A 15,223-nucleotide genomic window follows, 5' to 3' on the forward strand; every position below is an offset into this window, starting at 1 on the left:
TCACGCCTCCAGAGTCCGGGTGCGGACCATCAGTACTGCTGTCTTGTCGGGCAGCTGTAGCTCCCCGTGCTGGACGAAGCCCGCCGCGCCAAAGGCGCGAATGGACGGGGTGTTCTCGATGTCGGGCTCGGCCACTACACGGCGACAGGCTGGGTCTGCCTGCAGCACCGCATCGGCGAGCGCACGCAGCAGTTGGCGTCCAAGGCCGCGGCCGACCCGGGTCCCGTCGCCGATCGCGACGTGGACTCCCCAGTCGTTTTCGTCGTACGAGTAGTACTCCGCCAGCCGGTCGAGGCGCACGCGGTACAGCTCGACATAGCCGAAGTCATCGTCGTCGACCGCGGCAATGCAGGGCACCGAGTGCTCACCTGCTGCCTGCCCCGAGATCTCGGAGGCCCAACGTTCGACTGACCAGTCCTGCTGCCACCAGCGCTGGATGTGCGGCTGCGACATCCACACTGCGATCCGGGCAGCGTCGGCGGGCACAGCTGGGCGCAGCTCGAAGCCGCTGTCCAGATTCACCGCAGCGGGTTCGGAATGTCGAGGTACACCGACTGGGCGTCCAACGGCGCCACTACCTCGTCGATACCGCGCAGCCGCGTCAGCATGTTCGCCTTGCACGGCAGGGTCTCCGCTTCGAGCCACCGACGCGCCAGCCGATCACCGTCCGGTCCAGCAGCCTTCAGCAGAGGCAACGCGTGCGTCAGGCGTTCTCGCACCACACTGAGCAGCTCAGACTCGTCAGCGACCCCGTCGGCCGCCAGACAACCAACCACGGCCAGCGCCTGGTTGTGGAGCAGGTAGTAGGTCAGCCGGTCATCGACAATCGGATCGTCGACCACCGCCAGCGTCGAGTCACGCAGCCCGGTCACCCCGAGCAGACCACGCAGGTACGACGACGCGAGGTAGTACCCCTGGTTGTCGCGGTACGCACCACCCTTGATCCGCCCAGCTCCGTCCAGCCGCACCAGCGTGTTCTGCTGATGCGCCTCGAGCCCGATACCGGTCTCGGCGTACAGGTGCAGCATCGGGACCAGCACATTGTCGATGTACGCCGCTACCCAGCCGGCCGGATCCTCCGCCGCGTAGACACTCAACCGGCTGACCCCGCCCGGACGCGGCGCGACGAGACCCGCCAAACATGCGTAACTGTTGACGTCTGTTGGCACTTCTCGTACAGCAACGTCAAGACCAGTCAATGTTGGTCCACCTTCGTCAAGAGCGACCCAGGCCGGGTCCCTGACGATCACGAACCGCGGGTGGGCGGTCGCCGTACCAGCGTTGTACGCCGCGTCGAGCAGCCGGTTGATCTCCAGCCCGCGGCGCAGTTCGGTCGGTGTCGACTCCCGCCGCGAGTTGGTGATCCGCAGACCGAGCGACAGCTTCAGCATCACCGGCTGGTCCGGGTGAAAGACCGTTCGCAGCGAAGACGTCGGGTACCACTCCGGCCCGTGCGGACCCAAGGCCTTCAGCCGCCCGGAAGCGACCAGCGAAGCCACCCGCGGACGATGCAGCAACGATTCCGCCTGCCACGGGTGGGCCGGGATCAGCACCCGCCCCGGCGACGGGGTGATACCGGCCAGCGCGCCCATCAGCTGCACAGCGTCCAGTCCCTGCAGCGAGGGCGCGCCGGCCACCTGGTCCGACGACACCAATTCGGCGTCGGCTTCGAACCAGTGCACTGCGAAACGGCCACCGAGCTCCGGCGAGTACGCCGCCAACTCGGCACCGCTCAATCCGTCCCGGCTCTTCGGCGCCGGATGATTCAGATGCCCGAACAGCAACGCCTGCTCGAACTCCAGAAACCGGCCCGGCCCGAACTCGGCTCCCTCAAGAAACAACCCAACATTGCGCACCGACTCCGCCGTACGCGCCACCAGATCGTCGATCTCCGCCGGATCGGCGTCCACGGACAGCACCCGCACCAAGTCCTCAGGAACAGCTGGTACGCCGTCCACCAGCACGTCGGCGAACTGATGCAACCCCGTCCGCGACGCATGCTCTACCCGCGCCGTGACCACCGTCGCGCCCACGGAGAGCGATAATGGTCCGACAGCCACCGGCACGGACGATTCACGGGTGTAGCACCGCAGGATCGCGTTCAGATGCGCAGCAACCGCAATACTCACGCCGCTCCCTCTCCGGTCAGGACGTCGAGGCCGGTGGCCACGACCTGGTCGAGCAGGTCCTCGATGTCCGTCGCGGTGGCGTTCGGGTTCAGCAGCGTCAACTTCAACGCGACCGCGGCCGGGCGGCCGTCGCGGGCCGGCAGTTTCGTCCGGCCGATCAGCACCCGCCCGGACGTCAGCAACCGGCGCCGGACCTCACCCTGAAGCGCGTCCAGCACGACCGGCTCCAGCCCCTGCCCGGCGACCCGGAACAGCACCGTGGTCAGGGTTACCGGCGCCAGCAACTCGAGGTTGCTGTCGGCAACGACCCTGGCCGCGGCGGCGTGCGCGAGCTCGTGACAGGTGTCGAGCATCGTTCCCAGTTCGGACCGTCCGTAAGCCGTCAACGTGGTGGCGACCTTGACCGCGTCCGGGCGACGGGTGGTCTGCAGGCTGCGGCCGAGCAGGCCGTCCAGCCCGGAATCGATGTCGTCGGCCGGGTTCAGGTAATCCACCGAGCGGTCGAAAGCGGAGAACCGGGTCCGGTCGGCCACCAGCAGCACGCTGGTCGCGGCCGGCTGCCAGCCGATCTTGTGCAGGTCCAGCGTGACCGAGTCCGCCACCGGCAGCTCGGCCAGCAACGGCGCGAGCCGCTCGGAGAACAGCGCCCCGAACCCGTACGCCGCGTCCACATGCACCCAAGCCCCATGCGCGCGCGCCAACGAGGCGACGTCAGCGATCGGGTCGATCGATCCGAAGTCCGTCGTACCGGCCGTCGCGATCACGGCGACCGGCGTACGGCCAGGCTTGGCCAACTCGTCCGCGAGTATGTCGGTGCGCATCCGGAAGTTCTCGTCGGACGGAATCGTGATCGCCGCCGACTCACCGAGCCCGAGGGCGGCACAGGCTCGCTGGACCGAGAAGTGGGCGAGCTCGGAGCAGAACACGACCGGCCGAAACAGCCCCTCCAGACCGTTCCGCCGTACGTCGACCCCCGCGGCAGCGGCCGCACTGTCGCGGGCGATCAGGACCGCGAGCAGGTTCGAGATCGAGCCGCCTGGCGTGAGTACGCCGTCCGCCTCCGGGCCGAATCCGGCCAGGCCGGCCAGCGCCTTCACGACCCACTGCTCGATCGCGAGCGTCGCCGGACCGGAGTCGTACGTGTCCATCGAGGCGTTCGAGGCCGACGCCAGCGCGTCCGCGTCCACCGCGACCTGGAGCACCGGCGGCTGCAGGTGGGCCGCCGCGTGCGGGTGGCTCAGGTCGATTCCGTTCTGGTCCAGCAGCCCCGCGATCAGGTCGAGCGCGGCGGACTCCCCTACCCCGGTCGACGGGATCCGCGGCTCACCCAGTACCTCGGCGGCCCGGCGCAGTACCGCTCCCGGCGAGCCGTGCGGCAACGGTCCACGCTCCCGATCCGACACCGTCGAGGCCAGCGGCCAACGGTCGGCGAACGGATCGCGGACGGGTGCGGGCAGCGCGGTCAGACGCGCGGGCTGCGACATCCAGATCTCCCGGGAAGTTGTCGAGTAAGGCAAGCCTTACTAAGGCAGACCTAACTTTTGCCCGGCTCACTCACCGTGTCAACTCAGCCACCCGAGACGTGAACATCCTCACGAACCGGCCGCGCCAACCAATGCGGCCCGGCGCTCCAACCGAGCAGTCGGCGCCCGCCACCGGCCGTCCGGCCTTCCGCGGCGAAGCGCTCCCCCGCGGCCACCTGCAGCAGACCTTCGACGGCCGGTGCAAGGCGCGCATCGGCCCGCGACTCGAGTCGCGCCAGCACGTCACGTCGTACGGCGCGGTCGCAGAAGCTCAGGTAGAAGATCGCCTGCCGCCACGCGTACGCCGTGTTCTTGATGCCCTGCAACTCGGAGATCCACGTCGTCACCGGCTGGGTCTGCCGCTGCAACGCCCAGGTGAACGCGCGGTCGGACAGGTCGGGTGCCACCTCCCGCAGCCAGTCGGTCAACTGCAGCCCGTCGACCAGCGCGGCCAGGTTGTGCGTCGTCAGGATCTGGCTCTGCTCCAGCACGGTCCCGTTCTGAGCGACGTACCCACCGCCGCCATTGGCTGCCTCCTGCGACCGCTGGCGGCACACGTCCGCGAAGTCGTCCGCGGTCGCCTTGCCCCAGCGCTTGTACCGGGGCTGCTCCAAGGTCGGCCAAGACGGCGGCAGGTCGTAGTACTGCGCGTACAGCGTCCCGAACAGCACCCGGCTCGCGACCGACGCCGCCGTCCGCCACTTCTGGGTGAACGTCCCCATGAAGATGTCGGCCGCGACCTCCTCGACGAGCGGCATCTTCAGCTCCGCCTGCGAGGCGAGCGCGCCGAACTCCCGGACGAGCGGATTCGGCAGGATCGCCTGCGGGAACGCGGTGAGAGCCACGACCGTCGTCTCGCGCAGCGACTGCGCCGCGGCTCGGGTCACCTTGGTACGCCGATCGCGGTGCGGCGCCACCGCCTCAATCCAAGGAAGTTCGTCGAAGCGCACCTGGTGCTCGAGATTGAGCAGCAAGAGGCTGCGCCGACGCCGAAAGGCCGCGTAGGTCTGGGCGTAGGCGGCGGCCAGCGACGGGTCCTCGATGTTGGCGGCGAGCAACTGGGACGTGATCTGCGGCAGAACCCTCGCGAGCACCTCTCCCGAGCTGATCACGCCGCGATCGACCAACTCACCGATCGGAGCCTCGAGTGCACGCGCTGCCTTCGCCAGCAAGTGCGCCGGCATGGCTGAGCCGGCCGCCGCGGGAACCTCGTCAGCGGTCACCTCACCGTCGATCGCGTCGAGCGTCGGCAACCCACCGTCGTCCGGAAAACGATCCAGCCGGCAGCTCAGCACGTGCGCCAAGGTCGCGTACGTCGGCCGCGCGGCGACCGTACTCTGCATCGCACGCAGCGCTGCCCGAGCCTCCGATCCGGGCGCGCCGTGCGCCTGGATCGTGTTGGCCAGCGCGCGACGGATCCAGCCGACCTCACGACCGCTCAGCGCCGAACTGTCCGACGGACAACGCTCCAGCGCCGCCTGCAGCCGAGCGAAGTTGTCCCCGGGATGCCGATGGACCTCAGCAGCAGCCCGGAACTCGTCGAGCCATTGGGAACGCCGTTCCACCCAGTCGTCCGGCCAGACCTGGCACGGCCAACCACCGACGACCGCACCGTCGGCGGTCAACTCGGGCAGCTCGTCGTCGACGGTGTCGCACCACAACGCCACCAGGCGGTCGTAGAGCGGGTTCCAGACCCGCAGAGTCTCCAGCATCGCGGCGATCTGCGGCCGTACCGTTGCCTGCCGCAACGTACTGCGCACCTCGGCGACCGGCTGCAGCCGCACCACCGCCCCGGACGGGGTCGAGGACGGGCTGAACGTCGGCGTGAACCGGAGCCGATGCATCAGCGGCCGCAGCTCGGACACGAGGTCGAGCGCCGCGGCGTGCTGCTCGCGCTCGAGCAACCAGGCGACGACCAGCAGCGCCGACTCTTCCGGCACGTCGATCCGGTAGTTCCCGGTCCGAAGCGCCTGGCCGAGCTCGGCGAGCCCGTCGTCGCCGAGGAACCACAGGTTGAGGCGCTCCCGGTCGGTCTCGCCCGGCGCGTCCTCGGGCAGTCGCGCCGACTCATCCTCGCGCAGCGGCGTCTCCGCCAGATACCGCCCGGTTGCGAACCCGCCGTGGGCCACCTCAAGCGTTACCCAGGCAGGCGTCTCCGCGACCGGCGTCCTCGATCCGATCGTCAGGCGACCGGACGCCATCCCGTCCAGAACGTTGCGCCAGGCATCGACCCGGGCAGCGGCACGACGGCGTACCTCGGCATCGTCGGCGGTCAACGCACGCTCAAGGGCCTGTTCCAGCCGGCCCATCGCGTAGCCGGCCGAGGCCGTCTCCCACGCCTCCTCCGCCATCCGGAACCCCCGCTCCCTCGAGAAGAGACATGGAGGCAGGACTCGAACCTGCGCCCTCCCGGTAAGCAGCCGGGTGATCTACCCCTGATCTACTCCATGCAGTGCGTCACACCTTAGTAGCCTCACCGGGTCGGGATGGTCAGGCGATCGCAGCAATGTCGCCGTCGTCGAAGTAGATCGCCTGATGCAGACGGCCACCGAGCGCGACCGCGTAGCGGAGCAGAACCTCTTGTCCGGAGATCTTGCCCTGCTCAATCTGAGAAACCCGGCCCTTGGTGACCCCCATCCGCTCGGCAACCTGAGCTTGCGTCAGCCCACGAGCCCGCCGGATCTCCGCCAGGCGGTGACCCTGGACCTCCGCAAGGAGCTCCTGTTTGCCGGCCGCGACACTCTCCTCACCACCGGCGCGCGCAACCGCCTGCTCGCGAATGTCTCGCCATCTTACGTAACTGCTCATCGCTCGTCCTCCTCTTCGACCTGCCGTTCCTTCAGGTAGATCTCGTAACGGTGCTCCGCGACAGGAATCGCCTCGTCATACCAAGACTTCCATCTGCCTGCCTTGTCGCCAGCCACGAGCAGGACGCTGGATCGCCATGGGTCGAACACGAACAGGATCCGCACGGTGCCCGGTCTCAACTCTTTCAGGTTCGGCAGCCGGGACCCGGTGATCGTGTCGACAAGCGGTCGTCCGAGCCCGGGGCCGACCTCAGCCAGCGCATCGATTGCCTGCACAACCCGCCGGTGCGTGGCGCCGTCCAAGCCTTCGATCCACGCACGCACCTCGTTGACGATGTACACATCCCACTCCTGCATCGCCATAGCCGAAGTATAGCAAATGGTATACCTGATGGGTTTGCGGACGGACGTTAGGCGCCGTACGGGGTTCTGGTCAGGACGAATGTGGCGATGTTGAGGTGGGAGATTGTGTTGTTGGTGCGGATTACGTGGAGTTTTTCGCCGGCTAGGTAGCCGTCTCGGCCTTGGTAGAGGTCGGGGGCCAGGGGTGAGAGGCGGGTGGTGAGGCCGCCGGAGAGTTGGAGGATGCCGGCGGAGACGGAGATTGTGAGTGGCGTGTTGCCCCAGTACCAGTGGCCGAGCAGGTCGGTGCCCTGGGCAAGCGTCGGCTCGGGCACCCACTCCTGCGCGATCGGCGGCTCGTACGCCGTCAGCGTCCGCACCAGGTCAGGTGCGAGCGACGCCACCCGCCCGTACGTCGCGTTGCCGAGAGTCACCGCACCCACGCGGCGGACCCGGTCGACGAAGAGACCGGCCAGGAACCCGGGCATCGAGCCGGTGTGACCGATCAGCAGATGCGGGTCGTCAGCGATCAACCGCAGACCAAGCCCGTACGACGCGGTCAGCCCCTCCCGTGGATCCGACGCCACCGGAGCCGCCATCTCGTCGATCGTGTCCCGGCTCAGCACCTCAGGCACCGGGTCGATCCAGAACGACGCGTACCGGGCCAGATCCTCGATCGTGCTCCACAACTGCCCCGCTGGCGCCATCGCCCCCGAGTCGTACGCCGGCTCCGGCACCAGCTGCCCGCCGAACGGATGCACCGAGAACCCTTGCGCAGCAGCTCCCGTCGGGAAGTACGACGTACGCCGCATCTCGAGCGGATCGAGGATGCGCTCCTGCACCAACTCGAGCCAGGTCGACCCGCGCAACCGAGCCACGATCTCGCCCAGCAACCCGTACCCGAGATTCGAGTAATGATGACGCTGGTCCGCCGACCCGGCCGCCTGCGAGTCGTCCATCGCCGCGGTCAGCTCGTCGAACGAGACGCCGGGATTCCGTTCCCACCAAGGACCTTCGGGCTCCGCGTTCATCCCGCCGCTGTGCGCGAGCAGGTGCCGGATCGTCCGGTCCCCGAACGCGATCCCCGGCAGATGCTTGCCGATGGCATCGTTCAGCCCAAGCAGTCCGTCGTCCCGGCACTGCAGTACCAGGATCGCCGTCAACGTCTTGGTGATCGACCCGACCCGGTACTGCACATCCGCACCGGGCAACGCCCCGTCGGCCGTCGCGAACCGCCCGCGCGACCCGGTCCAGACCAGCTCCCCGTCCCGGACCACTCCGGCATTGACCGACGGCAACTTCCCCTCGCTCTGAGCCGCCGCGATCTCGGCGTACAGAGCAGCGGCGGTGTCAGAGCGCAAGGACATTACTCGAAGGCCTCCGGTGCTGGGCAGGAGCAGATCAGGTTGCGGTCGCCGTAGGCGCCGTCGATGCGGCGGACCGGCGGCCAGTACTTCGAGGCGCGGTCCACCGAGCGGGGGAACGCGGCCTCCTCGCGAGTGTAGGCGTGCTCCCACTTGTCGTTGATGACCGACTCGGCGGTGTGCGGTGCGTTGACCAGCGGGTTGTCGGCGGCCGGCCACTCCCCCGCGGCGACCCGGTCGATCTCGTGCCGGATCGCGATCATCGCGTCGCAAAAACGATCCAGTTCCCCTAGATCTTCTGATTCCGTCGGCTCGACCATCAGCGTGCCGGCCACCGGGAACGACATCGTCGGCGCGTGGAAGCCGTAGTCGATCAGCCGCTTCGCGACGTCGTCGACGCTGATCCCGGTCTCCTTGGTCATCGGCCGCAGATCCAGGATGCACTCGTGCGCGACCAGCCCGTTCTCGCCGGTGTACAGCACCGGGAACGCGCCCTCGAGCCGCTTCGCTACGTAGTTCGCGGTCAGTACGGCGGCCTTCGTCGCATCGGTCAGCCCGGACGCACCCATCATCCGGATGTACGCCCACGAGATCGCCAGTACGCCCGCGGATCCGAACGGCGCCGCGCTGATCGGGCCGACGCCGGACTCCGGGCCGGCCTGGTCGAGCAGCGGGTGGTTCGGCAGGTACGGCGCCAGGTGCGCGGCGACCGCGACCGGGCCAACACCCGGGCCGCCGCCACCGTGCGGGATGCAGAACGTCTTGTGCAGATTCAAATGCGAGACGTCGCCACCGAACTCACCAGGCTTGGCCAGGCCGAGCAACGCGTTCAGGTTCGCGCCATCGACGTACACCTGACCGCCGTGCTCGTGGACGATCGAGCAGACCTCGCGGACGCTCTCCTCGTAGACGCCGTGCGTCGACGGGTAGGTGATCATGATCGCGGCCAGCTTGGCCGCGTGCTCAGAAGCCTTCCCCCGCAGGTCGTCCAGGTCGATCGTGCCGTCGTCGTTGCCCTTGACAACGACTACCTTCATGCCGGCCATCACCGCGGACGCGGCGTTCGTACCGTGCGCCGACGCCGGGATCAGGCAGACGTTCCGCTCGAGATCCCCACGCCCGTGGTGGTACCCGCGGATCGCCAGCAGACCGGCGAGCTCACCCTGCGAGCCGGCGTTCGGCTGGATCGAGACCTTCGCGTAGCCGGTGACCTCGGCCAGCCAGCGCTCCAGCTGACCGATCAGCTTCACGTACCCGGCCGCGTCCTCGATCGGCGCCAGCGGATGCATGTCCGCGAACTCGGGCCAGGTGACTGCTTCCATCTCGGTGGTCGCGTTCAGCTTCATCGTGCAGGACCCGAGCGGGATCATCCCGCGGTCCAGCGCGTAGTCCTTGTCGGACAGCTTGCGCAGGTACCGCAGCATCGCCGTCTCGGACCGGTGCGTGTTGAACACCGGGTGGGTCAGGTACTCCGTGGTTCGCGGTACTGCGATCGCGGCAGCGCTCAGCGTGTCGTCGTACTGCACACCGAAGGACTGGCAGACCCGGGTCAGCGTGGCGACGTCGGTCTTCTCGTCGCAGGAGATGCCGACGTGGTCCGCGTCGACGAGCCGCAGCCAGATCCCGTTCTGCCGCGCGGCATCCACCACGTCGGCGGCCTGACCCGGCACTCGGGCGAGCACGGTGTCGAAGAAGTCGTCGTGCACGACCTCGACCCCACCCGCACGCAGCGACGCGGCCAGCTTGCCGGCGTAGTTGTGGACCCGCTCAGCGATCGCGCGAAGGCCGTCCGGTCCGTGGTAGACGGCGTACATCGAGGCGACCACGGCCAGCAGGACCTGCGCCGTACAGATGTTGGAAGTCGCCTTCTCGCGGCGGATGTGCTGCTCGCGGGTCTGCAGCGCCAGCCGGTACGCCGGGGCGCCGTCGGCGTCGACCGAGACCCCGACGAGACGACCGGGCAACGACCGCTCCAGCCCGGACCGGACGGACATGAACCCGGCGTGCGGACCGCCGTAGAACAGCGGTACGCCGAAGCGCTGCGAGGATCCGATGACGATGTCGGCGCCGGCCTCACCCGGTGCCTCGAGCAACGTCAACGCGAGCAGATCGGAGGCGACGGCAACCAACGTCTCGCGCTCGTGGGCCGCCTCGATCAGCGGCTTCAGGTCGCGGACGACGCCGTTCGAGCCCGGGTACTGCACGAGGAAGCCGAAGAAGTCGCCCTCGGGCAGACCGTCCGTGGTGTCGGCGACGACCACCTCGATGCCGAGCGCCTCGGCCCGGGTCCGCACGACCGCGATGGTCTGGGCGAAGCAGTCGGCGTCGACCAGGAAGCGGTCGGACTTACTCTTCTTGTTCGACCGGTGCGCCAGCGTCATCGCCTCGGCGGCGGCGGTGCCCTCGTCGAGCAGCGACGCGTTCGCGGTCGGCAGGCCGGTCAGGTCGGAGACGACGGTCTGGAAGTTCAGCAGGGCCTCGAGCCGGCCCTGCGAGATCTCCGGCTGGTACGGCGTGTAGGCCGTGTACCAGGCCGGGTTCTCGACCAGGCGGCGGACGATGACGGACGGCGTGAAGGTGCCGAAGTACCCCTGGCCGATCATCGAGGTGGCGACGTTGTTGCGGGCGGCGAGCTGGCGGAGCTCGGTCAGCGCGTCGACCTCGGAGGCCGGCTCGGGCAGCCGGAGCGGCTCGGCCGACCGGATCGAGGCGGGTACGGCGGCGTCGACCAGCGCGTCGACATCGGCGTACCCGAGAAGCTGCACCATCCGGGCGACCTCGTCCGGGCGTGGTCCGATGTGGCGGTCGGCGAAGATCGCAGAGAGTTCGGTCATGAGAGGCTCCGTTGCTGACAATGCTTCCGGTCGCCTCCCCCTCTGTCACGCCCGTGTCAGTTTCAACAACGGGTGCTTCAGAGTCGCCTGACGCACTCGGTCCATGGGCCTGAGAGGTTCCGGGGAGGAATTGCCCCTTCGGCGCCCGGTTCAACGGGTCTCTCCCGAGTGCTGTGTACGGCTGCACCGAGGCTACCAGGAATCGGCGAACAGTTCGGGCAGCAGCCGCCGAGCGACCGGTCGGGCCGCCTCGACCTGCTCCGCGGTCGCCGACTGCATCGGCCACCGGACTCGCGTGCCGACGTCGGCCCAGTCCCCGACCGCGGCCAGGAACTTGTCCAGCGCCGGGTTCGACAGCCCGGCCTTCTGCAGCGGTACGACGTGTGCCGCGAAGAACTCGCCGATCCGCCGCTCGACATCCAGGTCGGTGGCGGTCGCGACCGACCCGTTCGGCGAGAGGGCGGCCACGTTGGAATAGCTGCCGTGCGCACCGAGTGACGACATACTCGCCAGGAAGTGGCCGGGGACAAAGATCGCCAGCCCGGACTTGAGCGCCTGATCGAACCAGGCCTTGTCGCCGCCGGCTGTCTTCAGCCCGATCAGACTCGGCACCGCCTCGGCCAGCTCACGCAACTGCTGCGGCCCGACGGCGGTCTTCGCGTGCGGCGGGTTGTAGAGGACGAGCGGGACATCGCCGGCTGTCTCGGCGGTTCGCCGGAGGAAGTCGAAGACCTCATGGGCGTTCAGCGGAAGCCAGTCGGGGACGATCACCTGGATCGCACCGGGCTCCAGAGCGGCCGCGCGCTGGACCCTGGACAGTTGCACCTGCGCGGACGGGTGACTCGCGCCGATCTGGAACGGCTTGCCCGTGCCGGCGAGCAGCTCGTTGACGTGGTCGAACTCGTCCTCGGTCAGGGTCTGAAACTCGCCGGCTGTGCCGTGCGCGTACAACCCGTCGACGTGGCTCGCGCTCAGTACTTCGGCCTGGGCTCGAAGCCGGGCGAAGTCGATGGAGTCGTCGGCGTTCAGGGGCAGCAACAACGTCGCCCACACACCACGGAGCGAGTCGGCAGTGAGTGGGCGCACGAAGGTAAAGCTATGTCAGCCCGTCATGCGAGCGCGACGGCGGGCGGCGAGCTCGTCGCCCGCGTGGCCGTCGGAGTCGCCCTCGTCGTGACCGTCGGCACGCTCTGTGGGCAGCTCCGAGAGCGATCCCTCGACCTCGCGCCAGACACCGCCGAGCGCGATGCCGAACACACCCTGGCCACCGGCCAGCAGGTCGATCACCTCGTCCGGCGAGGAGCACATGTAGACCGACGCGCCGTCGCTCATCAGCGTGATCTGGGTCAGGTCGTCGAAGCCGCGCTTGCTCAGATGCGCGATCGCGGTCCGGATCTGCTGCAGCGAGATCCCGGCATCAAGCAGCCGCTTGATCACTTTCAGCAACAGGACGTCACGGAACCCGTACAACCGCTGCGTCCCGGAACCGGTCGCCGGCCGCACCGACGGGGAAACCAGGCCGGTCCGGGCCCAGTAGTCGAGCTGCCGGTAGGTGATCCCGGCCGCCGCGCAGGCCGTCGGACCCCGGAACCCGACATCCTCCGGCATCGGCCGCAGGTCGTCGTCGAACAGCAGACCCTGGACGCCGGCGGTGGCTGTAGCAGCTGCCACAGCCTCGGCGTGCGCGTCGGACGTCGACTGCGCCGTCAGATCCGTGTCGCCGGTGCGTGTCACGCCTGAGCCTCCCTGGATACCGAGTGGAACGAGCCATCTCCGTGGAGTGACAGCACCCCACGACTCCTTCACGGTAAGCCGCCGCCCGAACCGGGTCAACGACAACCGCACCGAGCCGGGAGCGTGTCGCGACCATCGTACGAATCGTTACCAAGGCGGTCTTGAAGCCACCAAGGCTCAGCTCTTGTCGAAGTCCTCTGGTGTGACCTGGTCGAGGAACTCGCGGAAGCGCTCGACTTCCTCCTCCTCGACCACCTCGTCCGGGTCGCCGGTCTCACTCTCCGGAACCGGGATCCCGGCCTCGGCCAGGATCTCGTCGGCGCAGAACACCGGGGTCCCGGTGCGCAGCGCGAGCGCGATCGAGTCCGACGGACGCGCCGAGATCTCGGTCTTGTCGTCGAACACCAGGATCGCCTCGAACACGCCGTCGGTCAGGTTCACGATCCGGACCTGGCTGAGGGTGTGCCCGAGCACCCGGATGGTCTCGGCGAACAGATCGTGGGTCAGCGGCCGGGGCGGCTCCATGCCCTGCTGCGCGAACGCGATCGCACTCGCCTCGGCAGCACCGATCCAGATCGGCAGGTACCGCTCCCCGCTGACCTCTTTCAGCAGCACGATCGGCTGACTCGAGGGCATCTCCACCCGGACTCCGACCACGTCGACTTCGCGCACACCTTCAGCCTACTCCGAGGGGAAGGCCCGGGCAGGCCCGCGGGGTTCGCTACGGACGCGGCAGGCGGGAACGGACCAGTGCGGTGTGCAACCGGACGGTCAGCGCGGCCAACTCCCCCGTCTGCTCGGTACGCCGTGGGCCGGTGACCTGCTCGATCAGGCCGACCTCCCGATCGGCCGCCGTACGGAAGGCCCGCAGGTGCCGGGGCTCGAGCCCGTATCCGGCCAGGTCGGCCGCGACCTTGGCGATCACGATCGCGTCGCCGTCGTAGTGGTTGCCGCGAGCCACCACCAGGCCATGGCTCTCCAGCTCGCCGAGCAGCTCCGCGGAGACACCCGCGGCGGACCGCAGCTCCTCCCGGGTCAGGCGCAGCTCGGTGCCCGCGGCCCCGAAGTCGTCCGCGACCGGCTGACCGGGGGTCTGCGGCAACGAGCTCGGCGCGACCGGAGGACCCGCGGCGGCGGGGCTCAGGCCGCGGTCGATCGCGCCGAGATGTTCCTTGATCACCTTCAGCGGCAGGTACTGGTCGCGTTGCGCGGCCAGCACGTACCGCAGCCGGTCGACGTCGGCGGCACTGAACTTGCGGTAGCCCGACGCCGTCCGGCCCGGCGTCACCAGGCCCTCGGACTCCAGGAACCGGATCTTGGAGATCGTGACGTCGGCGAACTCGGCCTGCAGGAGCCGCAGCACCTGCCCGATGCCACGGCTGTCCGCGCTGGGATCAGGCCTGGCCACTGGCGTAGTACACCAGCCGGTACTTACCGATCTGGACCTCGTCGCCGTTGCTCAGCTGGACCTCATCGATCCGGTCGCGGTTGACGTATGTCCCGTTCAGGCTGCCGACGTCGCGGACCTTGACGCCGTACGCGTCCCGGCGGAACTCGGCGTGCCGGCGGGAGACGGTCACGTCGTCGAGGAAGATGTCGCTGTCCGGGTGCCGGCCGGCCGTGACCACGTCGACGTCGAGCAGGAAGCGGCTGCCCGCGTTCGGACCACGCTGGACGATTAGCAGGGCGGACCCGGCCGGAAGCGCACCGACGGCAGCCTCGTCGTCCGCGGACAGCGGCTCGCCGCCGCGCTCCGGCTCCGGCTCGGCGCCGATCGGGGTCAGCATCGCGGTGTCCGTGACGCCCGGGGTCGGCTGCTGCACCGGCTGCTGCACCGGCGGCTGGCCCGGCGGGGCCGGTGGGGTGGCCGGTGCTGCCGCCGGGCGGTCAGCGCCAGGCAGCATCGCTCCGCACTGCGAGCAGAAGCGGCTGCCCTCGGAGTTCTCGTGCCCGCACTGGTTGCAGAACGGCATGCTGTGATCCTCCCGATCGCCGGCGGTCCGGCGACGTTTTCGATAGACCCCGTAATAACAGTGTGGACATGGACCTCAACCCTCGACCAGCGGTTGAGGTCCCAAAACCTATCAGGCGGTTGTCAGGCCTGGTCGAGCTGTCCCTGGTAGGTGTCGGCGTCCATCAGCGCCGCCACCTCGGCGGCGTCCTCGACGTCGATGTCGAGCAGCCAGCCCTCGCCGTACGGGTCGCTGTTCACCAGGTCCGGCTGGTCGGCCAGCGCCTCGTTCACCGCGGTCACGGTGCCGTTGACGGGAGCGAACAGATCGCTCACGCTCTTGGTCGACTCGAGCTCGCCACAGGCGTCGCCGGCACGCACCGTGCTGCCGACCTCGGGCAGCTGCACGTAGACGATGTCGCCGAGCTGGTCCTGCGCGAAGTCGGTGATGCCGACCCGCACCGGTCCGTCGTCGCCGGCCTTCAGCCACTCGTGCTCGGCCGTGTACTTCAGATCTTCGGGGTACACCTTCGTTCCTC

14 protein-coding genes, 1 tRNA gene and 1 riboswitch are annotated in these 15,223 nt (G+C 68.8%); all 15 genes read right to left on the bottom strand.

Going from position 1 to position 15,223, the window contains the following annotated elements:
• A complete protein-coding gene (locus EV650_RS09075) occupies nt 1–522 on the bottom strand; it encodes a GNAT family N-acetyltransferase (RefSeq protein WP_134117237.1) in 522 nt (173 codons plus the stop codon).
• The gene (locus tag EV650_RS09080) at nt 519–2,129 is read right to left on the bottom strand and encodes an IucA/IucC family protein (protein WP_134117239.1); all 1,611 of its coding nucleotides are present in this window, start codon (nt 2,127–2,129) and stop codon (nt 519–521) included. Before EV650_RS09080 ends, EV650_RS09075 begins: the two co-directional genes overlap by 4 nt.
• The gene (locus EV650_RS09085) at nt 2,126–3,613 is read right to left on the bottom strand and encodes a pyridoxal phosphate-dependent decarboxylase family protein (RefSeq protein ID WP_134117241.1); all 1,488 of its coding nucleotides are present in this window, start codon (nt 3,611–3,613) and stop codon (nt 2,126–2,128) included. Before EV650_RS09085 ends, EV650_RS09080 begins: the two co-directional genes overlap by 4 nt.
• 83 nt (nt 3,614–3,696) lie before the next feature.
• On the bottom strand, nt 3,697–6,003 hold the full coding sequence (locus EV650_RS09090) for a hypothetical protein (RefSeq protein ID WP_134117243.1): 2,307 nt from the start codon (nt 6,001–6,003) through the stop codon (nt 3,697–3,699).
• Between the two features lie 27 nt (nt 6,004–6,030).
• Nucleotides 6,031–6,102 (bottom strand) — tRNA-Ser (locus tag EV650_RS09095).
• A gap of 40 nt (nt 6,103–6,142) precedes the next feature.
• Nucleotides 6,143–6,460, bottom strand: a complete 318-nt coding sequence (locus EV650_RS09100) for a helix-turn-helix domain-containing protein (protein WP_134117245.1) — start codon at nt 6,458–6,460, stop codon at nt 6,143–6,145.
• The gene (locus tag EV650_RS09105) at nt 6,457–6,822 is read right to left on the bottom strand and encodes a type II toxin-antitoxin system RelE/ParE family toxin (RefSeq protein WP_134117247.1); all 366 of its coding nucleotides are present in this window, start codon (nt 6,820–6,822) and stop codon (nt 6,457–6,459) included. Before EV650_RS09105 ends, EV650_RS09100 begins: the two co-directional genes overlap by 4 nt.
• 47 nt (nt 6,823–6,869) lie before the next feature.
• Nucleotides 6,870–8,168: a serine hydrolase domain-containing protein gene (locus EV650_RS09110; protein WP_134117249.1), complete on the bottom strand. Its 1,299-nt coding sequence runs from the start codon at nt 8,166–8,168 to the stop codon at nt 6,870–6,872.
• Nucleotides 8,168–10,999 (bottom strand): aminomethyl-transferring glycine dehydrogenase, encoded by a 2,832-nt coding sequence (gcvP, locus tag EV650_RS09115; RefSeq protein ID WP_134117251.1) that lies wholly within the window; start codon nt 10,997–10,999, stop codon nt 8,168–8,170. The genes EV650_RS09110 and gcvP overlap by 1 nt, the downstream gene beginning before the upstream one ends.
• An 87-nt stretch (nt 11,000–11,086) precedes the next feature.
• A riboswitch (glycine riboswitch) is annotated at nt 11,087–11,176 on the bottom strand.
• 15 nt (nt 11,177–11,191) lie between these two features.
• The gene (locus EV650_RS09120) at nt 11,192–12,085 is read right to left on the bottom strand and encodes a dihydrodipicolinate synthase family protein (RefSeq protein WP_134117254.1); all 894 of its coding nucleotides are present in this window, start codon (nt 12,083–12,085) and stop codon (nt 11,192–11,194) included.
• A gap of 15 nt (nt 12,086–12,100) precedes the next feature.
• Nucleotides 12,101–12,607, bottom strand: a complete 507-nt coding sequence (locus tag EV650_RS09125) for a MerR family transcriptional regulator (RefSeq protein ID WP_233714804.1) — start codon at nt 12,605–12,607, stop codon at nt 12,101–12,103.
• Nucleotides 12,608–12,910: 303 nt separating this feature from the next.
• A complete protein-coding gene (locus tag EV650_RS09130) occupies nt 12,911–13,405 on the bottom strand; it encodes a bifunctional nuclease family protein (RefSeq protein WP_134117256.1) in 495 nt (164 codons plus the stop codon).
• A 49-nt stretch (nt 13,406–13,454) separates the two neighbouring features.
• Nucleotides 13,455–14,141, bottom strand: coding sequence for a transcriptional regulator FtsR (gene ftsR, locus EV650_RS09135; protein WP_134117258.1), 687 nt, complete (start codon nt 14,139–14,141; stop codon nt 13,455–13,457).
• On the bottom strand, nt 14,128–14,706 hold the full coding sequence (locus tag EV650_RS09140) for a zinc-ribbon and FHA domain-containing protein (RefSeq protein ID WP_134117260.1): 579 nt from the start codon (nt 14,704–14,706) through the stop codon (nt 14,128–14,130). The genes ftsR and EV650_RS09140 overlap by 14 nt, the downstream gene beginning before the upstream one ends.
• 122 nt (nt 14,707–14,828) lie before the next feature.
• Nucleotides 14,829–15,212: a glycine cleavage system protein GcvH gene (gcvH, locus tag EV650_RS09145; RefSeq protein WP_134117262.1), complete on the bottom strand. Its 384-nt coding sequence runs from the start codon at nt 15,210–15,212 to the stop codon at nt 14,829–14,831.
• Nucleotides 15,213–15,223: the final 11 nt, after the last annotated feature.

This window comes from Kribbella kalugense (assembly GCF_004365875.1).
In the GTDB taxonomy this organism is placed as follows: Bacteria; Actinomycetota; Actinomycetes; order Propionibacteriales; family Kribbellaceae; genus Kribbella; species Kribbella kalugense.